General features: G+C 52.5%; 20 protein-coding genes. 9 read left to right on the forward strand and 11 right to left on the reverse strand.

Annotated elements, in window-relative coordinates:
* Positions 1-17: 17 nt before the first annotated feature.
* The gene (locus Pan161_RS14120) at positions 18-1,067 is read right to left on the reverse strand and encodes a rod shape-determining protein (RefSeq protein WP_145228023.1); all 1,050 of its coding nucleotides are present in this window, start codon (positions 1,065-1,067) and stop codon (positions 18-20) included.
* Between the two features lie 287 nt (positions 1,068-1,354).
* On the opposite strand from Pan161_RS14120, the gene Pan161_RS14125 reads away from it, so the two are divergent.
* Positions 1,355-1,996, forward strand: coding sequence for a CPBP family intramembrane glutamic endopeptidase (locus Pan161_RS14125; RefSeq protein WP_145228025.1), 642 nt, complete (start codon positions 1,355-1,357; stop codon positions 1,994-1,996).
* Between the two features lie 47 nt (positions 1,997-2,043).
* Here Pan161_RS14125 and Pan161_RS14130 read toward each other — a convergent pair whose 3' ends face one another.
* The 3 genes from Pan161_RS14130 to tyrS form a co-directional block, all read right to left on the reverse strand.
* Positions 2,044-3,216 carry a TlpA disulfide reductase family protein gene (locus tag Pan161_RS14130; protein WP_197995869.1) on the reverse strand — a complete coding sequence of 391 codons (1,173 nt, stop codon included), beginning with the start codon at positions 3,214-3,216 and terminating at the stop codon, positions 2,044-2,046.
* A gap of 445 nt (positions 3,217-3,661) precedes the next feature.
* Positions 3,662-4,738 (reverse strand): Gfo/Idh/MocA family protein, encoded by a 1,077-nt coding sequence (locus Pan161_RS14135; protein WP_145228029.1) that lies wholly within the window; start codon positions 4,736-4,738, stop codon positions 3,662-3,664.
* A 194-nt stretch (positions 4,739-4,932) separates the two neighbouring features.
* On the reverse strand, positions 4,933-6,156 hold the full coding sequence (tyrS, locus tag Pan161_RS14140) for a tyrosine--tRNA ligase (RefSeq protein WP_145228031.1): 1,224 nt from the start codon (positions 6,154-6,156) through the stop codon (positions 4,933-4,935).
* Between the two features lie 343 nt (positions 6,157-6,499).
* On the opposite strand from tyrS, the gene Pan161_RS14145 reads away from it, so the two are divergent.
* Positions 6,500-7,345 (forward strand): SirB1 family protein, encoded by an 846-nt coding sequence (locus tag Pan161_RS14145; RefSeq protein ID WP_145228033.1) that lies wholly within the window; start codon positions 6,500-6,502, stop codon positions 7,343-7,345.
* 21 nt (positions 7,346-7,366) lie between these two features.
* On the opposite strand, the gene Pan161_RS14150 is transcribed toward Pan161_RS14145, so the two are convergent.
* Positions 7,367-7,870 carry a hypothetical protein gene (locus Pan161_RS14150; RefSeq protein ID WP_145228035.1) on the reverse strand — a complete coding sequence of 168 codons (504 nt, stop codon included), beginning with the start codon at positions 7,868-7,870 and terminating at the stop codon, positions 7,367-7,369.
* A 448-nt stretch (positions 7,871-8,318) separates the two neighbouring features.
* Complete coding sequence (locus Pan161_RS14155; protein WP_145228037.1) at positions 8,319-10,094, reverse strand: tetratricopeptide repeat protein; 1,776 nt, start codon at positions 10,092-10,094, stop codon at positions 8,319-8,321.
* A 156-nt stretch (positions 10,095-10,250) separates the two neighbouring features.
* Here Pan161_RS14155 and Pan161_RS14160 point away from each other — a divergent pair, with 156 nt between their 5' ends.
* Together Pan161_RS14160 and Pan161_RS14165 are read left to right on the forward strand one after the other, a co-directional pair.
* Complete coding sequence (locus Pan161_RS14160) at positions 10,251-11,087, forward strand: sugar phosphate isomerase/epimerase family protein (protein ID WP_145228039.1); 837 nt, start codon at positions 10,251-10,253, stop codon at positions 11,085-11,087.
* Positions 11,088-11,171: 84 nt separating this feature from the next.
* Positions 11,172-11,807 carry a DUF1801 domain-containing protein gene (locus Pan161_RS14165; protein WP_145228041.1) on the forward strand — a complete coding sequence of 212 codons (636 nt, stop codon included), beginning with the start codon at positions 11,172-11,174 and terminating at the stop codon, positions 11,805-11,807.
* Between the two features lie 83 nt (positions 11,808-11,890).
* Here the strand turns inward: Pan161_RS14165 and Pan161_RS14170 are convergent, their stop codons facing one another.
* A complete protein-coding gene (locus tag Pan161_RS14170; protein ID WP_145228043.1) occupies positions 11,891-12,481 on the reverse strand; it encodes a disulfide bond formation protein B in 591 nt (196 codons plus the stop codon).
* 89 nt (positions 12,482-12,570) lie between these two features.
* Complete coding sequence (locus tag Pan161_RS31375; RefSeq protein ID WP_390620737.1) at positions 12,571-12,774, reverse strand: DUF5993 family protein; 204 nt, start codon at positions 12,772-12,774, stop codon at positions 12,571-12,573.
* 350 nt (positions 12,775-13,124) lie between these two features.
* Here Pan161_RS31375 and Pan161_RS14175 point away from each other — a divergent pair, with 350 nt between their 5' ends.
* From Pan161_RS14175 to Pan161_RS14195, 5 genes are all read left to right on the forward strand, one after another.
* A complete protein-coding gene (locus tag Pan161_RS14175; protein ID WP_145232667.1) occupies positions 13,125-14,030 on the forward strand; it encodes a DoxX-like family protein in 906 nt (301 codons plus the stop codon).
* Positions 14,030-14,707 (forward strand): DUF4166 domain-containing protein, encoded by a 678-nt coding sequence (locus Pan161_RS14180; RefSeq protein ID WP_145228045.1) that lies wholly within the window; start codon positions 14,030-14,032, stop codon positions 14,705-14,707. Before Pan161_RS14175 ends, Pan161_RS14180 begins: the two co-directional genes overlap by 1 nt.
* A 237-nt stretch (positions 14,708-14,944) precedes the next feature.
* Positions 14,945-15,286: a zinc ribbon domain-containing protein YjdM gene (locus tag Pan161_RS14185; RefSeq protein WP_145228047.1), complete on the forward strand. Its 342-nt coding sequence runs from the start codon at positions 14,945-14,947 to the stop codon at positions 15,284-15,286.
* 20 nt (positions 15,287-15,306) lie between these two features.
* Complete coding sequence (locus Pan161_RS14190) at positions 15,307-15,969, forward strand: trimeric intracellular cation channel family protein (protein WP_145228049.1); 663 nt, start codon at positions 15,307-15,309, stop codon at positions 15,967-15,969.
* Positions 15,970-16,065: 96 nt separating this feature from the next.
* Positions 16,066-16,539 (forward strand): hypothetical protein, encoded by a 474-nt coding sequence (locus tag Pan161_RS14195; RefSeq protein ID WP_145228051.1) that lies wholly within the window; start codon positions 16,066-16,068, stop codon positions 16,537-16,539.
* A 22-nt stretch (positions 16,540-16,561) separates the two neighbouring features.
* Here Pan161_RS14195 and Pan161_RS14200 read toward each other — a convergent pair whose 3' ends face one another.
* From Pan161_RS14200 to Pan161_RS14210, 3 genes are all read right to left on the reverse strand, one after another.
* The gene (locus Pan161_RS14200) at positions 16,562-17,632 is read right to left on the reverse strand and encodes an isochorismatase family protein (protein ID WP_145228053.1); all 1,071 of its coding nucleotides are present in this window, start codon (positions 17,630-17,632) and stop codon (positions 16,562-16,564) included.
* 76 nt (positions 17,633-17,708) lie between these two features.
* Positions 17,709-20,783 (reverse strand): PVC-type heme-binding CxxCH protein, encoded by a 3,075-nt coding sequence (locus Pan161_RS14205; protein WP_145228055.1) that lies wholly within the window; start codon positions 20,781-20,783, stop codon positions 17,709-17,711.
* 126 nt (positions 20,784-20,909) lie between these two features.
* Entirely contained in the window at positions 20,910-22,070 is a 1,161-nt protein-coding gene (locus Pan161_RS14210) for a XylR family transcriptional regulator (RefSeq protein WP_145228057.1), read from the reverse strand.
* Positions 22,071-22,474: the final 404 nt, after the last annotated feature.

The raw sequence follows: 22,474 nt of genomic DNA on the forward strand, positions 1-22,474 counted from the left end.
ATTACAGCCCCGTCCCTTTAAAAATCGCCATCGCCATTATCAAAGGCATGTCGCCACTGACTGAGATGTTCGAGGCAGATCGCGGTGCCTCGCGCGACGGTCCGGAGCGGATCCTCATCAACGCGTACGGGAATTCCCAGTTGTTCGCTCATGTAATAAGCCAGGCCGCGAAGCAGCGCACCGCCGCCCGTGAGTACCAGGCCATTGTCGGCCAGATCCGCCACCAGTTCCGGCTTACACTGTTCGATGGTCTGCTTGCAGCAGTTCAGGATGGATTCCAGCGGTCCATGTAATGCATCCCGCAGTTCTTCACTGGTCACGATTGCTTTGCGGGGAATGCTGCTGATAATATCCAGGCCTTTGACTTCGCCCGTCAACTCCTGCTCCAGGGGATAGGCGCTGCCCAGTTCCAGCTTCAAGTCTTCTGCGGTCTGCACGCCAATCCGTAGCGAATAATGCTGCTTCATGTATTCGACAATCGCATCGTCACAACGATCGCCGCCAATGCGAACCGAATTACTGACGACGGTATCGCCCATACTCATGATGGCGACTTCCGTCGTGCCCCCACCAATGTCACATACCATGCTCGCCATCGGCTCTGAAATCGGCAGGCCGGCACCGATGCCCGCTGCTTTCGATTCTTCAATTAAATAGACACGACCGGCACCCGCGCGCTCGGCACTGTTGAACACGGCCCGTTTCTCGACCGGTGTAATACTACCAGGAACTGCGATCACAACCCGAGGTCGCAAGCCGCGCGAATGATGGCGGGCTTTGTGTATGAAATAACGGAGCATCGCCTCGCACAGTTCGAAGTCGGTGATCACACCTTCTTTAAGCGGACGGACAGCGATGATACTGTCAGGCGTGCGGCCCAGCATCTGTTTGGCCAGTTTGCCGACGGCGGTTCCTTTGCCCAGAATCTTGCGGCTGCCTTTATGCAATGCAACCACCGAGGGTTCGTCCAGCGCAATGCCCTCGCCCTGGATCGCGACGATCGTATTCGCCGTTCCCAGATCGATCGCCAAGTCAGGACAGAGCCATTGACGTAAACGGTGCAGCATCCTTGCACTACCGCTTCTTTTAAAAAGAATAAGTGGGCTGAACAGAATCAAGTACGAAACTCAACAAAGCATTATTGAGTCGCCTGCTATTCACAAAACTTCCTGTTAAGATTGGGAAAATGTATTCGAGATGGTGAGTTTCTGCAAGATGCAGTTTCGAAACAGCCTTAACACTGTAAAAACAGGTAAACCTGGCTGTCTTGCGAATTCACCAGAATTTGGATTTGGGACGAGCAGTGCTATAATCCCAGTACAAACCTGAAACAGAGAGAGTGAACGAATAATCCATGGCAGATTGGGATGAAGAAGAAGATTTTGAAGAAACGACTGCGCCAGAACAGCAATCTTTCATCCTGGGTGGCTCTCTGATTTCAATCGGCATCATTGTGATTGCCTTCGGAGTCGGCTGGGGATTGGGTGTCAGTCCGCTTGCCAACCTCAACTGGAACTGGATGGATCTGCTGATTGGCGCACTGGCTGCGCTGCCTTTGTATCTGTTTTTTTTCTGGACAGCAAAATTGCCTATCAAGAGTTTTCAACAGATCCAGCAGTTCCTGCTTGAAGAACTCGGGCCCCGCGTGGAGCACGGTAAAGTCTGGGAGTTATTCATCCTCTGTATCTTTATCGGCCTGGGTGAAGAGATGCTGTTTCGCGGCGTACTGCAGTCCTGGGCGACACAATACGGAGTCGTTGCTGCCATCATCTTCACCAACATTCTGTTTGGCGTTTTACATTCCATCACGCGGCTGTACGTCATCGTGGCAACACTGATGGGCGTTTACATGAGCCTGCTGCTGATTCTCTTTACGCCCCAGAATCTGCTGATTCCGGTCACTACACATACCGTCTACGACTTCATGTGCTTTATGTATGTCATGCGCGTGTATCGCCAGCAGAAAGAGGCTGGGCAGCCATACGAATCAGAGTAACAAATTTCTTTTTCTACCAAAATGTAACAGTCGACCCTGTCAGTTGATCACTTTGCTTCGATCAACTGTTTCAGTTTGTCGCGGTCTGCTTTTTCCCACAGATTCAATTTCCCGACAACATTTCCCTGGCGGTCGATCACAATAGAACTCGGGAAGCTGTTGATCCCGTATTCAACGTTCATTTTTGCGTTCGCAATTGGTTCTCCTTCGGGAGAGAACGGCAATTTTCGAAAATGGGTGAGGGCCACTGGAAAGTTAATCGTTTTTCCCTTCCAGATATTCTTTCGGATTTTGATCAGCTTCCCATCCAGTTCTTTGACCGAAGTCACTTCGTCATCTTCACCATACGGCGTGTGTATGCCAATGATTGCGAGTTCGTCCTGTGAATATTCTTCCCGCAGCTTAAAGAGTTCCGGAATGCCGGAATATACGCAAGGACCACACCACCAGCCCCAGAATTCCAAAACAACCACTTTTCCTCTGAGCTGTGATAGTTTGACCGGTGGGCCGTTTTTCCATTCTCGAACATCAGTAATTTCAGGAGCAGGTTGCCCTTCAAGTAAAATCCACTGCTTGGCACGGGCGTCCGACATCCCCGCATCAAATTCTTTCTTTCCCGCTTTGATGACGATTGTTTTTTCAACCGGATTAATATGATTTGAGTGGCCCACAATAGAAAACGTTCCCGGCGGGAGAAAAAAATGGAGCGTCGAACCTGTGTCCTGACACCACTGGCAAATCATGTTTTCCGAAGCGCTTAAACCACGAACTTTACCGGTTTCTTTCCCGATCTGATTTAACTGACTGCTTTTGATTTTCCAGGTGACATGACATTCGGGATACATGGTCAGCACCAGTGGCGACTGTTTGTCTTCAATCAAATCCGTCCGTTTCACGGCGACCAGGCCGCGCCCGGCGTGACGCGCATAGACCATGCCGCGATATTTATCCGGATCGCGAAACTGGATGAGCCCTTCCGAGTCTGACGTGAGTTCAAAGTGACCGAAAGTCCAACTCGCTCCCTGCTCACGATCAAAACCGTTGACGATAGCCACCATCCCGGTCTGCGCTCCTTCGACCGGTTTACCTGTTTCATCGAGGAGCTTCACGGTGAGAAACGGTTTAGCTTCCTCAGCCCCTGCCTGCTGCTGCTCTGCAGCAACAACCTGAGAAACGCAGAGGATGGTAAGCATTGTCATACAATTCAGCCAGAAGCGCATGTTCTTCTCCGCTAACAGACCCATTGTTGAGTTCACACTTCTTGAAGATAGAACTGAGTCTCGACTTTGTCTAACAGAAAGTGAGATTTCACAGATTATCTGGAATAGATGACCCCGGATAAAATCCGAGGTTGTCAACGACAACAGGAAACTGGCAGAGCAGTCATACGAATGGACAGTCAACTCACCCACCTCACCCCATGACGCCTCAAAGAGCAAACCGTTGGCTCACTTTCAGGAACGTCAAACAGTCAGTTTCCTGCTCGCTACGCTCGGCCCGGATTGCATCCGGGCCACCCATTCTGTTTAACTTTCGTGCGGTTTCGTGTTTTTCGTGGTAGAAAGTATTAACCTGAACCGCAGCGGGTGAAACTATGATTGTATAAAAAAAGCAGGACGGGCTCTCCTTAACCCGTCCTGCTTCCAATTGGCATCCGTTCCATTTTTATTTTGCTTTTGGAATCCGGGGATCACGTTTCAGAGGCAGTGATACCTGTTTTCCAGTCCAGGAAGACTGATAGATCGCCAGAATGATTTCCACACTCTTGCGGCCATCGTTGCCATCGACAAACGGCTTCTTGCCGGTTTTGATCGACTTGATGAAGTCTTTGAGCTGTTCCATGTGACCGGCATAGGAGATCGCAGACGGATCACTGGCACCGCCGGTGTTGCCGCTCTTCTTTGCCAGTTCGGTGCGGATCTTTTCATCGCGGGCGTTCTCTTTTTCGAACTCCCAGTGCAGTACATCGTCCTGTTCGATGATCACGGTCCCTTTGGTACCAGAGATTTCGGTTTTCTTGAGCAGGCCGGGGAAGACGCTGGTGGTCGCTTCGATCACACCCAGGGCACCGTTTTTGAAGCGAATGGTAGCGACGCCGGTATCTTCGACTTCGATTCGCTTATGAGCCAGGGTACCGGTCATGCCGTTCACGTCGGCGACTTCACCCATGAACCAGAACAGCAGGTCGACGTTATGAATCGCCTGGTTCATGTAGGCGCCGCCGCCATCCATTTCCCAGGTACCACGCCATCCGCCGGAATCGTAGTACTCTTGTGTCCGCCACCATTTGACATAAGTATCGCCTAAGGTCAGTTTACCGAAGCGGCCTTTATCGATCGCTTTTTTCAGTTCCTGATTGGCGGCACCAAAGCGGGAAGGCATGATGGTTGCCAGCTGTACTTTATTCTTTTTGCAGGCGTCAATAATCGCATCACAGCGTTTGAGTGTGATTTCGAGTGGCTTTTCGACCACGACATGTTTGCCTGCTTTGGCAGCGGCGACCGCGGGATCCATGTGTGCCCCGCTGGGGGTGCAGATGGTGACAACATCCACTTCGGGATCTGCCAGCATTTCATCCAAATCATGATAGGCCGTGCAACCATTCGCTTCTGCAAATTTATCTGCTGATGCTGCAAATCGATCAAAGCAGGCGACCAGCTTAGCACCGCGAATTTCTTCCAGTGCCTTTGCATGAAAATTCGAAATCATGCCACAGCCGACAATTCCAAAACCTGTTGCCATTACTGTTGCTTTCTGTATTTCATTTTAAAACCAGGAGTCTCCGTTCACATCTTTGCTGTGAACGTGAGATCGTGAATCTTGAAATTCACCTTATAAAATATCGTTTTACGAAGTATTTCTTATGAATGCAATCCGCGCGGAATCATTTCCCCTGATTGCCCGCAAAAGGCGGCGGATTTTAATCAGATCACAAGTCAATCCAGCAGTTCCACCTGGCAGAACCGTTTCTTGCCAACCCAGAGTAACATGCCTGATTCCACGGCAATCGCCTGATCATGGGCTTCGATCTTCACTTTGTCTTCCCCTATTTTAGCACCCCCCTGTTGAATCGAACGCCGGGCATCACTGGTAGAAGCACACAGGCCCAGTTGCTTGAGCAGATTCGCAGCAGGCAACGTTCCATCCTCATTTAATTCGGATCGGGAAATCTTTGCGACGGGAATATCGTCTGGCAGACCACCAGATCCAATTTCCCGCTGCCAGCGGTCGGCAGAATCCTCAGCAGCCGTGGCATCGTGGTACTCTGTGATAATCGTTTTGGCCAGTTTGACTTTGGCTTCTTTGGGGTGACCGGCCAGAATGGTTTGCACTTCATCCAGAGGGAAATCGGTCAGCAGTTCAAAAAACATCTGCATACTGTCATCAGAGAGTTGCATGAATTTTTTCATCATGTCATAAGGCGATTCGCTGATGCCGATGTAGTTACCCAGACTTTTGCCCATGCGGCGCACGCCATCCGTACCCACCAGAATAGGTGACATGACGCTTACCTGCTGTCGCAGTCCTTGACCTTTCTGCAGGTCGCGGGCCAGCATGAAGGAGTAAAGCTGTTCGGTGCCTCCCAGTTCGATGTCGGCTTTGATCTCGACAGAATCCCAGGCCTGCATGATCGGGTACAGGCACTCGTGCAGATAAATGGCGGCTTCTTCACGGTATCGCTTCGAGAAATCATCGCGGGTCAGTAATTGAGCGACGGTGACTTTGCTGCAGAGTTCGAGAATCTCCGCAAAGTTCATTTTGCTGAACCAGTCGCCGTTACGCACAACTTCTGCATTTTCCAGATCGATGACTTTTCCAACCTGATTCAGGTAGTCGACCGCATTGGCTTCGACCTGTTCTGCTGTCAGTCGGGCGCGGGTTTCATCGCGACCACTGGGGTCGCCGACCAGCGCGGTGTAATTGCCGATGATGATCACCGCCTGATGCCCCAACTCCTGAAACTGGCGCATCTTTCGCATGGGAACCGTATGCCCCAGATGGAGGTCAATCCCTGTCGGATCGATTCCATATTTCACGCGCAGGGGTGTTCCCGTTTCCCGGCTCCATTTTAATTTTTCGGCCAGTTCCTGTTCGGGAACGATCTTTTCCACACCACGTCGGAGGACAGCCAACTGCTCTTCTACAGGCAAAAATTGCATTAAACTTACCAGTACTCTCTCAAACAATGTTATTCTGACATATCAGGGTTTCGCCCATTTTGTCGACTCGGTCTGCCAGCGTCAATCTAATGAGCAGACTGGAAGTCGTTTATTTCAAACCGATTTGACCGGGCATCACTGAGTATGATAAGATCCGGCCCGGTCAGGTTCTGTCCCGTTGTGTTTTTTACAAAGAACAAAGCTTTTGCTGATTCTGTAAATAAATGGCATTGATACTCGGGCCGGTATTCAGGTACAAATAATTCTTGACGCTGCCCGCCTTCTAAATCGTATACCCTCCTGCAAACACCACCCAATCACTCCAGTACCAAGCTTGTCTTTGATGGACATTTCACAAATATTCCAGTTTAAACAGGATCAGGAATTTTCAAAACTCCTGCTGCATGACAAACAGATCGACCTGACGATTGCCGCGCTGGAACTGGCACGCGATGACCAGCCCGATCTGCAGTTTGAACAGGTGCAACTCTGGATCCGACAAAGAGCCTGCGAACTCTCCGGGAAAGTGGCGCTTGCCAATGACGATGCCACTTTGATCAGATACTTCGTCGACTGCCTGGCCAAGCAGCATGGGCTGGCGGGTAATACGGTCTGTTACCATCAGCCGGAAGGCAGCTATCTGAATCATGTGATCGAAACAAAACAGGGTCTGCCTATTGCGCTCTCTCTGATTTATATGGCGGTTGGCAATGAACTGGGAATTGAGATTCAGGGTGTGGCCGCCCCCATGCAGTTCCTGGTACGCTATGAATCACAATCGGGTCCGTTATTCATTGATCCCTACTCCCGTGGAACAATTTATAACGAAAAAGAATGTATCATCCATCTGGCCGAATTAGGCGACTTTTCCCGCGATGTCCTGCTGCGACTGTTAAAGCCCGCCACGCATCGGGAAATTATTTCGCGCATGCTGCTGAATCTCAAACGGATTCACGAAGAACGCGAAGATTTCCAGAGAGCCTGGAACGTACAGCGTAGACTATGTGCTTTGAATCCGCTTTCCAACGCGCACCGCAAAGATCTGGCGGCTCTCAGTTTTAAAACTAAAAAGCTGGGCCTGGCAGCCGACCTGCTGACAGGATGTCTGAAAAGCTGTCCCGAATCCGAGCAGCTGGATATCAAGCTGATGCTGCAGAAAGTGCACGCCGAACTGGCGCAGTGGAACTGATGTCTGCCTGCAGACAGTCGCTCAATCTGCATTGATGCTGATCTGGTACAGAAACTGACCGCCACTCTGAAACGTCTTTTCCTCCGAGAAACGACTCCAGGCCAGACGCACGATCAGAAAATCCTTCTCAGGTTTATCCAGGTCAAAGGTCACCGCGACTTCCCGGGAATAAATGTGGGTCGCATGAGTGAACGAGATCCCTCGAACCGAAATATTGCGACCGGTGACGATCTGCAGATCTGATTCCAGCTCTCTGGTTTGAGGATTGAAAACAGCCAGGCCGAGCGGACGTTGACAGGGAATGCGATGCCATTCACGACTGCTGATGGATGAGGGCTCGAGATACCAGCTGGCGACTACGGAATCGATCAGCTTGTTCAATTCCGGAATTCGCCTCAGGCAGGGAGTATTCGTTGTCTCCCGCAGAAACGCGTCCCGCTTCTGCTGATAGAAATCTGAGTGTTCGTCTTTGTCAATCGCTGTCGGAAACACATCACCCGGGTAGGCTCTCACGGATTGTCGCATGGATCTGCTCTTTTATAGACGTAATGAAACAGACGTCAGACTCAGATAGTCTGCCGATAATCAAATGAATTTTCGATGGGAGATAAGCATTCTTTGCAGAGATGCTGACGGGGTTAAGACTGTGTCCAGTTTTACTAAAGCGTCTCCAGTGACATTTGGATCGAGTATAAAAGTACGAGAAACGCTATGGGAAAATGTGATACATTCTAGAAAGGGAGAGAGATACTCTAATTTAGCCTGTAATAAAAAGCGGGTCAAATTCTGACGGCGGGGCTCCTGGAGAACGGGACCGGAATAATCAATCGAACTGAAATCATCGTCTCTACCGTCAACAGGCAGCTTGAAGATGCATCCTCTTTCTGAATTTGAGTTTAGCGGTGTTCATCGCAACTCCCGTTCAGTGAAATGAGGAATACCCCTCTATTTTGAATTCTCAATAGATTCGGCGTTAGTTCGAGTGCAGCATCCGCTCCAGTTCGGACTGTACCACCTGAATCACAGGTTCCCAGTTCCCCAGCTCTGACTGACGAAACAACCGCGCCGTCGGATACCAGGGGCTGTCACTACGTTCCAGCAGCCAGCGCCACTCGGGAAGACGCGAAACCAGAATCCAGACGGGAACGCCCAGTGAACCTGCCAGATGGGCTACCGCGGTATCAACGGTAATGACCAGATCCAGATTTTGAATCAAGGCGGCGGTCTCAGAAAAATCGCCTGTGTCTGCCTGATATTCAGCCCCCGGTTGCCAGAGATTCCATGCGTTCTGCAGTGGCGCGATCTGTTCCAGCCCGTTGACCTGCTGCAGGCTGATCAGTTGAATGCCCTCCTGTTCTCCCAGAGGCAGGAGTGAGTTTAACGGAATCGAACGCAGCTCATTTTTCGGAAAGCTCTTGTTACCACACCAGTTCAGTCCGACTTTGCTTCCCGGGAGTTCCGAAAGCACGTTGGCCCAATACTGCTGTCTCTCTGAGGATGGCTTGAGAATCGGAACCGCTGCGGGAATCGTCTCCAGGCTGGTTTCCAGATACAGGGGCACGCTCAACAGGGCACACTGATAATCACATTCCGGTTGGGGGTCCCCTGCGATCAGGATCTGATCGATTTCCGGAATTGATTTCAGCAACTCTGCCAGTTCTGTCTGACATAGAACCATTACCTGTGCGGCTCCCCGTTTTTTCAGTTCGATCGCGAATCGAATAAACAGCAGCGTGTCACCAAACCCCTGTTCGCACCACAGGTAGATGGATTTCCCCGATAACGATTCCCCCTGCCACTGCTGCCCGGGATATTGCTGCTGCGGATTGGCAGCGATATCCGCGCGGCGTTCGTAACCACGCCAGCCGGCTTGCAGATTTCCCTGCAGTAGACGGGTTGTCGCCAGATTGAATTCTGCCACCGCGAAATCGGGACGCAGGCTGATCGCTTTTCTGAAATTCTCGCTGGCTCCCTCCAGATCGTGCTGCAGCTTCAAGGCATTCCCCAGGTTGTTATATCCCTCCGGTTGCGTCGGGGCGACCTGAATCGAACGTTTTGCGGCTTCAACCGCGGCTTCAATGTTTCCGATCGCTTCATACACATAACTCAAACTGACCAGAATCTGGTAGTGATCGGGGCTGCTTTTCAACATGGACTCATACAGCATGATCGCTTCCTGATACTGACGCTGCAGCACCAGCACATAGGCCAGCTTCATTGACAGATCAAAGTCACCCGGGCTTGCCACCAGCAGTTCCCGATAGATGGTTTCCGCCCGCGACCATTCGCCGGCTGACTTCAGCGCGTCTGCCAGTTTCTGATGTGTTTCCAGATTGCCGGGATTTAAATCATGCGCCTTCTGATAACACTTCACCGCTTCACTGAACACAGCCCGGCTCTCGAATAACGATCCCAGATTAAAGTACGCACGTTCATAGTGGGGATTCAGGCGGATGGCCTGCTCAAAAGACTGGCCGGCCTCCTGCCACTTACCTGCGGCGTGATAAGCAACGCCCAGATTGTTATGCACGTCCGGCAGTTCCGGCTGCAGCTGAACCACCTGGAGAAAAGTGCGGATACTCTGATCCAGGTCGCCGCGCTGCAATTGCAATGTTCCCAGATAATAGCGGGCCTCCCATTGGCGTTCATTCACTTTGAGGATATGCTCGTAAATGGTCGCAGCCTGATTCAGTTCCCCTGCCTGATGATGGGCTAATGCTGCTTTCAGTTGTGCCTGAATCTCATCCATGTGAGAACCTCTACCCTGTTTCTGCCGGGGTGGGAAAACGCTTTGATCTGAAGACTTTAACCAGATCGCTTTGAATTTGACGCTGGCTCAAAGTAACATTCTATTAGCAGTACTGCAATAACGGTTCGCCGATCCTTAATACAGAAAGTGGAATGCATGGCCGCTCTCGTTTCCTGCCTGACAAACTCTTACGGTCGCTTTGGACCCATCGCCGCGATGGAACACATCCGCGACGCCGGTCTCTCGCATCTCGAACTGAACATAAAAAATCACGGCGTCCCTTCCTTCTTTAAGGAAACGCCTTTGCTGACGAACGCGTCGACTGCATACGACATTCAGCGCGTGCAGGATCTCCTGGCTCAGCATGAGGTACAACTTTCCAGCTGCAACATCACCAGCGGCAACCCTCTCGACCCGGAAATTGTTTCCATCACGAAACAGAAACTCGATCTCGCTTCGCAACTGGGTGTCAGCCTGGTGGTCGGCGGTGCAGGCGAACTGGAAGAAGAATCGCAGCGGGAAACGTTGTACCAGCATCTGCGCGAGATTGGTGATTATGCGGCGGAGATAGGCATCACCTATTGTTTTGAAACACACCCCGGTATCTGCGTGAACGCCGCCGGCATGTTGCGCACAATGCAGGATTTGGATCACTCGCATTTAAAGCTCAACTTTGATACGGGCAATATTAATTACTACAATAAACATGAGAACGTGCTGGAATCGCTACATGAGGTCGTCGAGCACGTCCGACACGTGCACCTCAAAGACTCGTTCTGTAAATACAAAGACTGGAATTTCACAACGCTCGGCGAAGCGGGGGGCATCGACTTCCTGCAGGTCCGCTTTATCCTGGAAGATCACAACTTCGAAGGCCCCTACAGTCTGGAAATCGAAGGCATCGCAGGCGAGCCGGACCCGAGCCTTGAAGAACACCACAACCGGGTCAAACAGAGCGTCATATATTTACAGGAATGCGGGTTCTTTGACTGATGTTGCAATAATTGTTTCGAAACAGTCAATATAAAACTGGTATCCGTAGAGAATCTCACTCGATTTGGGAGGGTTGATCTGAAAATGAATCCCGACGTTGATGAATATTTGAGTCAAGCCAGACAGTGGCAGGAAGAACTGGTGACACTGAGCGCCATCGTGCGCGACACGCCACTGACTGAGGAATGGAAGTGGCGTGCGCCCTGTTACACGTTTCAGAAAAAAAACGTCGCTTTAATCGGTGCCTTCAAAGACAACTGCGTGCTGAGCTTTTTCAAAGGCAGCCTGTTAAAAGATGACCTTGGTATTCTTACGAAGCCGGGGGAGAATACACAGGCGGCACGCGTGGTACGGTTCACCAGTCTGCAGGAAATCATTGAGCTGGAACCGGTTCTCAAAGCTTACATTGAGGAAGCCATTGAAGTCGAAAAAGCCGGGTTGAAAGTTGCTGTCAAAAAAGAGGAGGAACCAATACCCGCCGAATTTCAAACGAAACTGGATGAAAGCCCTGCCCTGCAAACCGCGTTTGCAGCCTTAACACCCGGACGACAACGCGGCTACCTGATGCATTTTTCCGCCGCGAAACAATCCAAGACACGGCAAACCAGGGTTGAGAAATACATCCCGCAGATTCTCGATGGTAAAGGCATCCATGACTGCACTTGCGGCCTTTCTCAAAAGCTGCCCGCCTGCGACGGATCGCATAAGTCGATTCGCTGAGGGACAGACAGGTAACAGTCTCCTGCTCATCTATTAAGAGTGGGCGAAACCAGAGCTCTGGCATCTCGCAGTGATTGGCCTGATCAGGGCGATTTGAAGAGACCGAGATCGTAAAACAATTCATAGCGTACCGGGTCATCAGGCAGAATCCAGTGAAAGCCTTCCTGGCAGAAGACACTGAGTACATTGGCGATCATGACTGCTCCCAATACGCCAAGCACAGTCTTCGAAATCCAGTTGAATTCAATCGGGTGATCTGTTACCAGTTCGGGGACAAACATCAGATTCAGCCCGCTGTCGATCAGCACCACGAGAAAGACCACCAAAGCCCACGTGTATAAATGCAAGCCCAGCACAGGATCACCATAGCCGGGATCGGGGGGAACAATGTGAATCAGGATCTGACGTGTCGAAATGCATGCGCCACAGACGGCTGCCAGAATACTCATGCCATAACCTGCAGCAAAGTCAGACACAGTCAAAGCACCCGACCGGGCCTGCAGGATGATATAAGCCGACCCGAGGGCGCACAGCAGCATGGCCATTCGCTGCAGCATGCAGAGCGGACAGGGAACTTCCTGTTCTCCCAACTGAACACCAAAAGCGCCCAGCAGGACCATACACACGGCAAGAATATTAAAATGAGCAATCCAGAAACCAAGGCGCTTGTTCATGCGAGTATCTCTCCTTCAATCATCCTTAAAACAGGCGTCTCAAATGGCTCTGAGACGTTACAGCAACCAGCATACAGGCGAAGACTGATTCAGAAGTTGAGGTTCAACGCATCCGATGCGTGACTCAAAAACAAGAGAAAAGTCGCCACAAGCGAGACAAAGAAGGGCAGATAGACGGGCCAGCGCCTGCGTCCCCTCATTGCGATAAACGTGAATAGGATGAGCAGGAGAATCAGAGTATCCAAGACGATTCCTTCACCATAGAGAGGGAGTTCGTGAGCATTTTTCCGCATTGAAAAAGGCAACCCTGCTGAGGGGCGATGCCTGTCGGCCAGGATCTTAGCATACTCTGGGGTGACGTCAAAGTCTTATCCTCATTTTGGAAATGGCACGACCGACTCGACTTGAAATCAACGACATGCTGTTGCCACCCACCGTCACGGGAGACTCTGGATCTTTGCGTTCTCGTCGAACGTTTTCTCTTGTCTGTTTTGGACTATAAAATTGCTTTATTCCCTGCGGTTCACCTGCTATAAGGGATGTACTTCCCCGTAACGGTCACTGCGTGATTTCGTCGTTCAACGTATATTCAGAGACGACGATCGGCGGGAGTGCTGTCTTCTTTTGCCTGATGGGAACCTGCATGGGCATCTATGTAGAAATACGAATTCAAGGTTCGCTGGAAGAGTTGTGGGAGAAAACCCAGAACCCGGAATTGCATGAACGCTGGGACGCGCGGTTCACTTCGATCACGTATCTTCCCCGCGCCGAGGAATCAGAACCGCAGCGCTTCGAATATGCAACGCGACTGGGCTTTGGCCTTGGTATTAAAGGGGCAGGCGAGACAGTCGGCAGTCGCGACGAAACCACAGGCCGACGCACCTCGTCACTGCGTTTCTGGTCAGACGATGCCAAGTCCCTGATTCGGGAAGGAGCCGGTTACTGGCAGTACACCCCGCTGGAGGACGGCGTACGCTTTGTCACAGGCTACGATTACCAGACGCGGTTCGGCTGGTTAGGCAAAACCTTCGATCGTTTCGTCTTTCGTCCGCTGATGAGTTGGGCGACCGCCTGGAGTTTCGACCGACTGCGTTTATGGATCGAGAAAGGCATTGACCCGGCGGTATCAATGCAGCGAACCCTCATTCACGGCCTGGCGCGATTCACGGTGGCATTCGTCTGGCTCTACCAGGGCCTCGTCCCCAAACTGATCGCGCGACATGCAGACGAACTGGCGATGCTGGCGGACGCGGGAATCACCGCATCCGTTGCCCCCGCGCTACTGCTCATCGCGGGGATCGCGGAAGTAGTACTGGGAGCGGCTGTGCTGATCTGCTTTCATCGACGCTGGCCACTGCTGTTGACCGCGCTGCTGATGCTGCTGGCCACAATCGGGGTGGCAATCCATTCGCCTCAATACCTGTCAGCGGCATTTAATCCGGTCAGTCTGAACCTGCTGCTGGCGGTCGTCGCATTGCTGGGACTGATCGTCATGCATGATCTACCCTCCGCACGGCATTGTCTCAGAAAAAAACCGGAGGCTGGCTGATGTCATCGATCTACCAGCGGGTACTCGGCTCAGATTTTAAGAAATTACACCCGAAGATCCAGGAGCGATTTGGCTTCAGCAGTCAAGACGGGATCGCCTCGATCGGCACCGGAATTATGGATGAACTGTGGCGCGGCCGATTCTACACGGTCCCTTTCCTGTATGTGGGAACGTGGCGACGCATCATGTTCCCCGAACATGGCAATAACATTCCGTTCACCATCGAAAACTATGCCTACCAGGACCAGTTCGGGCGTGAAACGGTCACCTGGGTGCGGACCTTCGAAGGTCGCAAACAGCGGCGTTTCGATGCCTATATGATTTTTAGCGAACAGCGAAACCGCATAGTCGATTACCTGGGATCCCATCAGCATCTCGCCGTCGACTTGGACATGTCGGTGGATGAACGGGGCGGCATGCGGATCCGGTCAGGGGCACAGCGATTCTATGAAGGACCACTTGGCTTCTCGTTTCCCTTATTTTTCTCGGGGATTGCCGATGTCTGCGAGTGGTATGACGACGACGACGAAAAGTATCGCATCCAGGTCGAAGTCACGAACCGCACCTGGGGCCGCCTGTTTGGCTATCGGGGCTCATTTGATGTTGTCTGGAGAAAGACCGAGGAAACAGGCATTCCGTATTACATCAAACCGCTACGGGAAGAACGGCGCGAATAGTTCCTGCAAAGGGGCTCGCATCGTCAGGATTGAGAATCACGTTTAATATAGCACATTTAATATAGAAAGTAGCCATAGCTGCAGAAGCCAGCAAGACAGTTGACGAAAACAGAGCGGTTCGAGCTGCTTCTTGCCCTGACTTTTCCTGCACACGACAAAACGTTATCTTACTGTATCAAAGTGCCGCGTGTGAAATCGGCGACGGAAGATGAGACATACAATGCTACAGGAGCTGAGATGAGCGATTTACCGAACTGCCCGGAATGTGATTCGGAATTTACCTATGAAGACCGGGATTTACTGGTTTGCCCCACATGTGGACACGAATGGAATCCCCAAGACACTGCTGCGGGTGCAGCGACCGGTCCCGTCGTCAGAGACGCCAATGGCAACGAACTGACCAATGGCGATACGATCACAGTGATCAAAGACCTGAAAGTGAAAGGCTCCTCTACCGTCGTGAAGGTCGGCACAAAAGTCAAAAACATCCGCCTGGTAGAAGGCGATCACGACATCGACTGTAAAATCCCCGGCATCGGCGCCATGCAGTTGAAATCAGAATTTGTCAAAAAAGCATGAACCGCGTCAAAAAGTAAACGATGAGTGTAGACACCTTACAATATCTGCTGGGGATGGCGGGAACAGTCGCTTTTGCAGTGACGGGTGTGCTGGCGGTGACGCCACGGGGTATCGACTTTTTTGGGGCCTGTGTGCTGGGTCTGATCACCGCCATTGGTGGCGGCACGATCCGCGACTTAATTTTAGGAGTACCGGTCTTCTGGGCAGCGGACCTGAACTATATCTGGGTCGCTTTGGGTGCCAGTTTCGTCGCCTTTCTTACCGAGCGTTTACTGACCCGCAGGGAAATTCATCGGACCATGCTCTACCTTGATGCACTGGGCGTCTCCATGTTTGCGATCCAGGCGGCACAGAAAGTGATGTGGCTCGACTTCGGCATGCCCATTGCGCCGATCCTGCTGGGAGTGTTGACTGCGATTGGTGGTGGACTGCTGCGCGATGTACTCGCGGGACAACCGACGCTCCTCAAACGCCGTGAACTCTATGCGATTCCCGTGACCTGTGGCTGTATTCTGTATGTCACCCTGCTGACCTGGTTCCCGGCATACGCGGTCCTGACTGGTGTGGTCTGCTCCCTGCTGATACTCTGTCTGCGCAGTTCAGCCATCTACTGGGACCTGCACGTCCCCCTCTGGTTAACCACCCAGTCCAGGCACACTGATTCGACGCAATCGAAAAAGTAACGCTCGCTGTTTCTGCATCAGGAAATGATTGGGAAGATCTGCCGGAATCTGGTATCATATCAAGTGTCAATGCACAAAAAGCACCGAGGTGCGCGGATGAAGACATTCTTCCTCAAGCTCAAACAGGCTCGATTCAGATCTGCGCTGGCAGGACTGGCCGGGGTTCTGGTTCTTCTGCTGACATTTTTTCTCACCACGGACAACCAGCCCCCCTTGTCCCCGGCCGAGCGACTGCTGGTGGGCGAATGGTATCATGCCCCCGCCGAATCGACGCGTATTTTCCACGCGGATCGGACTTTCGAAACATCTGGCAGACAGTTCGCTGGGACCTGGAATATTAAGGAAGGACGCTTGTCGATAACGTACTGGCAACCCTATGAACTGCCCCGCTCTCTCAGCCTGACCAGTCTCGGTCTGTCTCTCAAATCGGTGCAGCGGTCACGCGAAAAATACACATACGGCTGGGAGATCTCGTTTTCTGACAAGGGTCAGCGACTCAGCCTGAGTCATCCAATAGACGAACATCATCCTGATGGAAAATGGTGGTGGAATCGGAAAACCGCCCCGTAAGTTCAGCAGAAAGGCGCGTTGCTTACTCTTCCAGTTTTTTAATCCACGAGACCTGTGTAATCAGGTGATTGATCGAAGCAAAGGAAATGTGCGCGTTGGTGGCGTAACGCGGACTGGAGTTGGCCGGGAACGTGGCGAGTGTCGCATCCCCCACCAGGAAGACGTTGAAATCTTGGGAGAGATTCTCATAACCGGCGGTTGTTTTGCAGAAACACATATCGGTGGCATAACCGGTCAGCAGAATGTGCCGAATGTTGTGTTTGTTGAGGAACTTCTTCAACGGCGCATAACCTTCCTGATCGAAAATCAGCACGTCATCTTTATGCACGGTCACATCCGCGGTCACCGGAACAGGTACGTTCCAGAAGTCGGCACCGTTATACTGGTCACCCGACATCAGGCCCGGAAACTGGCGAAAGTAATCGATCACAGGTCGATCACTGGAAAGCGTCAGTGTCTCGATCAGAGGCTGGCCTTTGTAAGGCAGGCTGTCGAGCCGGTCCGCCAACTGTTTCTTTGCTTCCGCCCGTTCTTCATCGGTCGGCCGATAGTCAAACGTGCGATACATTTTTTTGCGAATGGGATCAACGGGAGCGATCAGACTATACATCACCAGCGAGACCTGCGGACGCATCTGCTTGAGAAACGGATCAATCACGGTGCGGGTATGCTGTGCGGCGAGATGATTTTTGGTCGGCGTGCAAAAATCACAGACGCCCGCCGGTTCAGGGGTGCGCCAACCCTGACCATCGTCAATTCCCCAGGGATGCACCATGATGATCGCCGTCTTATCAGCACGCAACCGGTTCGGCATTTCAATGATGCCACGCGCGTTGTAAGAGAATCGCCATGCACGCACACTCAGGTCGGCACCTGCATCGTTGACCAGAATCGGTGCTGCATACCGGCGGACTTCTTCAATCGGCTGCACGAATGTCGGATGGTCTGCCAGCAGTGGTTCCGGATTTTTGAGCAGTTTCAACTGGTTCTGATACACCCGCGCCGGTTCATCGGCAGTCACAGACTGAAACGCGGAAAATAATATGACCGCGAGGCAGAAGAATGAAACGTTCCATTTTCGAAGCTGTGTCATCACTTTTCTTCCTGTGTTCTCGTAAGAGCGGACGATGAGCTGTCTGTAATCAAAGCCTGTTTCTGTTGATGTTACTCTATTTCTTTGTTTGTAAATACTGAAACAGATCACGCACCTGCTGCGGCGTCAGTTTTTTCAGCAGGTCTTCCGGCATCAGCGAAACGGGAGACGCTTTGAGTTCCTCAATATCCGCTCTGCTGACCGTGGTGCGTTCATTTTTGGCATTGAGCAGCGTGACACTGGCGGGGCTTTCCTCTACCAGCAGGCCGGTCAACACGCGTCCGTTAATGGTGACCAGAATGTAGTTCAAATATTCTTTGCGGATCTGCGTGTTCGGATCAACAATGCTGACCAGCAGGAAACTCTGATCCTGCCGATTCGCTTTGGTGAGATCCGGCCCGATCTCCTTGCCGTCATCATTTAGCTTATGGCAGGTCGCACACTGTTTCTCGAACAGCAGTTTGCCCTGCGCCAGATTGCCCGAACCGGCGCGCAGGTCGTTCGAGATGCGCCGGATCTCGGCCAGTTTTTCTTCCGGCGTTCCCGCGCGAATATTTCCCCAGTGCTTTCGTACCAGTTCATTCAGCCGGGGATCATTGTGTAAGGCCACCCGTCGTAACTGATCGGCGGAAACTTCTGTCAGGGGATAAGTGCCGTCATCGATTACTTTTAAAAAGACGAGTGCAGAATCTGCGCGGCCCAGCAGGACATCGCGGGTATGAGATCGCAGAGTTGCATCCATCTTTTCATACTGAGCCAGCAGACGCTCGGTAATCCGTTCATCAGAGAAGCGGCTCAACAGATTGAGTGCCGCCCGTTGAATGGAGGGCGTTTCCGAACCATCCACCAGCTTTAACACCCTGTCCCGACATTCCTGGGATTCCCCCAGTTCCTGCAGGATCGCCAGCATGTCTAAACGTGTTTTTTCTGTGCGTGTTTTATCTGTCGCCAGGTTCAGGGCACGATCATAAGCGGCCTTGCTACCCAGCCGCATGGCGACGCGAATGAGGAGCGGGTCGGTTGTGTTGTCATTCCAGATTGTCGCGAGCTGGTCGGCCAATTCCGGGGGAAGAGTTTTGAGCCGCGTGACCTGATTCGATTGTTCCACGCGGCTGATAGCAGCGATATTTCCGTATTTTGGTCCCAGGGGAAGTCCGGGCAGACGTTCGCGGCCCAGCATTTTCAACCCGGCATCCAATTCGGTCAGCATACGTCTGCGTTCGCCTTCCTCCGGTGCCGTTGCCAGCAGTCGGGCACAGGCAGCCAGACTTGCGTTGCTGCCTTCGCCGGCATAACGCCGCATCAAACGTCCGAGGATCACTTCCCGTAGAAAGGGATTCTGCCAGTCGTCCGGACGAGAAAAAACCTGCAGGACTTCGTCGGTATGGGAAACCGCATTCCGTTCCAACGCCCACCAGAGTAACAGGGGAATATGAGGGTCGTTCCGGAATTCACTTCGATCCAGGATCTGGCGAACCAGAGCGATACATTGTGTTGCAGGGAGCCGCTTGGCAGAACTGGCCAGCTGACTGATGACGGTCGGACTGGTATCAGTTTTGGCAATCGATAACAGTTTCTGCCAGTTTTCGTCAGAGACCTGTTTTGTGTCACCAATGAGCCGAATGGTCCAGGCCCTGATGTGGGGATCCTGATGTGTCAGCAGACTGCCTTCCTGTACCTGGTCAAACGCCCCCATCGCGTTTAAGGTCCAGAGCGCCTGCAATGCGAGTTTCTGATCATCTGAATTCTGTGACAATGTTCGGAGAGTATCGATGGCCTGTGCATCGCGGCGTTCGGAGAGCATGCGGCGTGCCCGTCTGACTTGCCATTCGTTACTGCTGCTTAACAGGTCGACCAGTTGGGAGCTGGAGAGGGAATGAGGGTCCACGTGTCGAACCGGTTTTGCAGATCGACTGCTGATCCGAAATACCCGCCCGTTGCTGCGATCCCAGGTCGCATCCGGATCAGGGTGCGCGGTTCGCTGGTCGTGCCAGTCGGCGATGTAGACTGCGCCGTCCGGGCCTTGTGTCGCATCGCTGGGGGCAAACCACGTATCGTTGGCCTGTAACAGGACGCCCCCATTTTCACTGCGGAACGTGGACTGGTCCGGTTGAGTGTGATGCCAGCGGACGGCATGGGCGAGTGTATCCACGGCGATATATTTATTGCGATAGAGCGAGGGGAACTGATCGCTTTGATACAAAAAGCCGCCGACCGTGACGTGGCCTCCCTGGAAGTTTTTGTGAGGCACATGCTGAAAATAACCCAGCGCAAACGGATTGTGCAGCTCTCCATGTTTGGCAAATGATTTTGCGTAGTAGGCTCCCTGCACACAATGTATCATCAGATAGCCGCCGTAGTTCGTTCCCGCGAGGAGATTGCCATACTGGTCGAAATCCAGCCCCCACATGTTGCCGCCCCCTTCCATGAACAGTTCGAATTTCCTGCTCACCGGATGATAGCGCCAGATGCCCTGCTCGAATTCAATCCCCCGGATGTGGGCGGTAATGTTGGTTCCCTGCGTGCCATACAGCCAGCCATCGGGTCCCCAGACCAGCGAATTGGCGACCGAACTGGTGTCTTCCATGCCAAAGCCTTTCAGCAGCACTTCCGGATCGCCGTCGGGAATATCATCCCGGTTGCGGTCCGGGTAGAAGAGCAGGTACGGCGTCTGCAGCACAAATACGCCGCCATGCCCAAAGGCAAAGCCGGACGCGATATTCAGATCGCTGATAAAATCTCTGGCTCTGTCGAACTGTCCGTCTCCGTTCGTATCTTCCAGAATCGTCAAACGATCCGCGCCTTTCGGTCCCGCCGGAGGAGGCTCGGGAATCCGATCATAGGTGGTACGCGAAAAGCGATCGACCTTAACCCGTTTCAATCCGGCGGGATTGGGATACTGCAGATATTGCAGCACCCAGAGCCGACCGCGATCATCAATGTCAATCGCCACCGGCTGACGGACTAAGGGCTCGGAAGCAACCAGCTCGACTTTGAAGCCCTCGGCAACCGTCATGCGCTGGACCGCTTCTTCGGGAGGAAAGCCCTGTGCAAGACAGTCAGCCTGCAGAGTCAAACAGACGAATAGCGTGATCACCGTCACTCTCGCCAGAAAGACAGTAGTCCTGTCCGTTACCGCTTCTACTCGCATCGTCTCTCCTTTTATCGGAGAACTGTGAAATCACAGGGAGTCTGTTACCCCGTACTATTGTCCAAATCTAGCGAGTGCTGTCAGGTGAAACTATCACATATTTCGTAAACGTCTTCACATTTTCCGTCACTTGCGAACCGCGCGGCGATAGCTGCCTGGAGTCTGTTTAAACTTGCGTTTGAATAAGGCAGCCAGGTAGTGCGGGTGATCGAAGCCGGTTTTGTAAGCAATTTCCGCGAGCGATAATTCCGTCTCTGCCAGTAACTGCTGCACACGTTCCAGTTGCACACGCAGGATCTCTTCTTTGGGGGTGCGGCCGATAAACTTTTTCATCCGCCGTTCCAGGCTGCTGCGGGAGATGGGAACTTCCGTCAGAATGTCTTCCACGGTAATTCTTTGATCCGCCCGATCGCGAATGAATCGCAGGGCCGTTGCCAGGTCCTGATCTTCCACCGCAACGATGTCGGTGGACTGGCGTTGTACCAACCGGGCCGGAGGAAACAGCTGGACTGGTTCAGGCTGCTCTCCCTGTTTCATCATCTGTTCCAGCAGGGAAGCCGCTTCGTAGCCGATGCGCTCAAAGCCGGCATCGATGCTGGTGAGCGGGGGTGAGGAGAGTTTGCAGATCAGATCATCATTATCCGAGCCGATGACAGCGACCTCATCGGGAACTTTCAGTCCGGCGATCTGACAAGCCTCGAGAACATGTTGCCCGCGGTCATCATAACAGGCCATGACTCCTGCGGGTTTAGGCAACGTCAACAACCATTCGGCGATCCCCTGTTGATCGTTTTCCCAGTGGCTGGCGTCCCAACGGTCATTTTTTTCTGGAAAGAGACTGCAAGAGCAGCCGGCTTGAGCGAGAAATTGTACAAACAGGTCACAGCGTTCATCCATGCGGGAATTCAAACCACGGGGCCAGCCACAAAACCCGAAATGGCGAATGCCCCGGTCGAGTAAATGTTCCGCCGCCAGTTGCGCAATTTTCTGATTGTCGGTAAACAGGCAGGGGAAGCCGAAACCTTCCCGGGTATAAGGCATGTCGATGACAGGCAGCCTGCGTTTGCGGAGGATGTCAGCCATCGGCTTGTGCGGAATGCGTGCGAGAACTCCATCGATGTGCGCTTTTTTCAGCCAGGCAGGCGCGGGCTGATCGGGCTTGTGCGAGCGGAAGATGACCGACCAGGAACCGATTTCGCGCTGGAAACGAATCATCCCATTGAGCAGTCCCCGCCCGTGCCCCGATGAGGTATCGATCAGTATGGCGACTCTCGACTGTTCCTGCATGATGTCTCCCCCCCGGCATGACACCAGTGCGCTATATCGTGTGTGGAATCTCTCTCCCTGTTGTACTTAAAATCGTACATGCATGCCAGCAAAGGGGCTGATAAAACAGGGGAGCGAAGTGTGTGAACTGTGGAATGTTCATCTGCGAGTGGTCGAGGCATTCGGGTAGAATCGGATGTGCATCGTGTGGTTCACAAGGTGCGCAGATTTTGCGTTCAGCCATATGGAATTGTCCCCCACCGGGGAATGATTAATTGAAAGGATTTTCCATGTTATCTCTGATTTCAAAATTTTCGATAATGGCGCGGGGAGGTCAAGAGGGATGAACAATAGAATGTGGCGATATGTTTTGATACGAGACCGATGCTGGTGTGAGCAGTGGCGGTGCCGGGACGAAGCTTTCC

This window comes from Gimesia algae, from assembly GCF_007746795.1.
Lineage (GTDB): Bacteria > Planctomycetota > Planctomycetia > Planctomycetales > Planctomycetaceae > Gimesia > Gimesia algae.

Bases quoted from the DNA above. Each gene is read 5' to 3' on its own strand.
- Pan161_RS14120 (WP_145228023.1), bottom strand. From the start codon at position 1,067: ATGCTGCACCGTTTACGTCAATGGCTCTGTCCTGACTTGGCGATCGAT.
- Pan161_RS14125 (WP_145228025.1), top strand. From the start codon at position 1,355: ATGGCAGATTGGGATGAAGAAGAAGATTTTGAAGAAACGACTGCGCCA.
- Pan161_RS14130 (WP_197995869.1), bottom strand. From the start codon at position 3,216: ATGCGCTTCTGGCTGAATTGTATGACAATGCTTACCATCCTCTGCGTT.
- Pan161_RS14135 (WP_145228029.1), bottom strand. From the start codon at position 4,738: ATGGCAACAGGTTTTGGAATTGTCGGCTGTGGCATGATTTCGAATTTT.
- tyrS (WP_145228031.1), bottom strand. From the start codon at position 6,156: ATGCAATTTTTGCCTGTAGAAGAGCAGTTGGCTGTCCTCCGACGTGGT.
- Pan161_RS14145 (WP_145228033.1), top strand. From the start codon at position 6,500: ATGGACATTTCACAAATATTCCAGTTTAAACAGGATCAGGAATTTTCA.
- Pan161_RS14150 (WP_145228035.1), bottom strand. From the start codon at position 7,870: ATGCGACAATCCGTGAGAGCCTACCCGGGTGATGTGTTTCCGACAGCG.
- Pan161_RS14155 (WP_145228037.1), bottom strand. From the start codon at position 10,094: ATGGATGAGATTCAGGCACAACTGAAAGCAGCATTAGCCCATCATCAG.
- Pan161_RS14160 (WP_145228039.1), top strand. From the start codon at position 10,251: ATGGCCGCTCTCGTTTCCTGCCTGACAAACTCTTACGGTCGCTTTGGA.
- Pan161_RS14165 (WP_145228041.1), top strand. From the start codon at position 11,172: ATGAATCCCGACGTTGATGAATATTTGAGTCAAGCCAGACAGTGGCAG.
- Pan161_RS14170 (WP_145228043.1), bottom strand. From the start codon at position 12,481: ATGAACAAGCGCCTTGGTTTCTGGATTGCTCATTTTAATATTCTTGCC.
- Pan161_RS31375 (WP_390620737.1), bottom strand. From the start codon at position 12,774: ATGCGGAAAAATGCTCACGAACTCCCTCTCTATGGTGAAGGAATCGTC.
- Pan161_RS14175 (WP_145232667.1), top strand. From the start codon at position 13,125: ATGGGCATCTATGTAGAAATACGAATTCAAGGTTCGCTGGAAGAGTTG.
- Pan161_RS14180 (WP_145228045.1), top strand. From the start codon at position 14,030: ATGTCATCGATCTACCAGCGGGTACTCGGCTCAGATTTTAAGAAATTA.
- Pan161_RS14185 (WP_145228047.1), top strand. From the start codon at position 14,945: ATGAGCGATTTACCGAACTGCCCGGAATGTGATTCGGAATTTACCTAT.
- Pan161_RS14190 (WP_145228049.1), top strand. From the start codon at position 15,307: ATGAGTGTAGACACCTTACAATATCTGCTGGGGATGGCGGGAACAGTC.
- Pan161_RS14195 (WP_145228051.1), top strand. From the start codon at position 16,066: ATGAAGACATTCTTCCTCAAGCTCAAACAGGCTCGATTCAGATCTGCG.
- Pan161_RS14200 (WP_145228053.1), bottom strand. From the start codon at position 17,632: ATGACACAGCTTCGAAAATGGAACGTTTCATTCTTCTGCCTCGCGGTC.
- Pan161_RS14205 (WP_145228055.1), bottom strand. From the start codon at position 20,783: ATGCGAGTAGAAGCGGTAACGGACAGGACTACTGTCTTTCTGGCGAGA.
- Pan161_RS14210 (WP_145228057.1), bottom strand. From the start codon at position 22,070: ATGCAGGAACAGTCGAGAGTCGCCATACTGATCGATACCTCATCGGGG.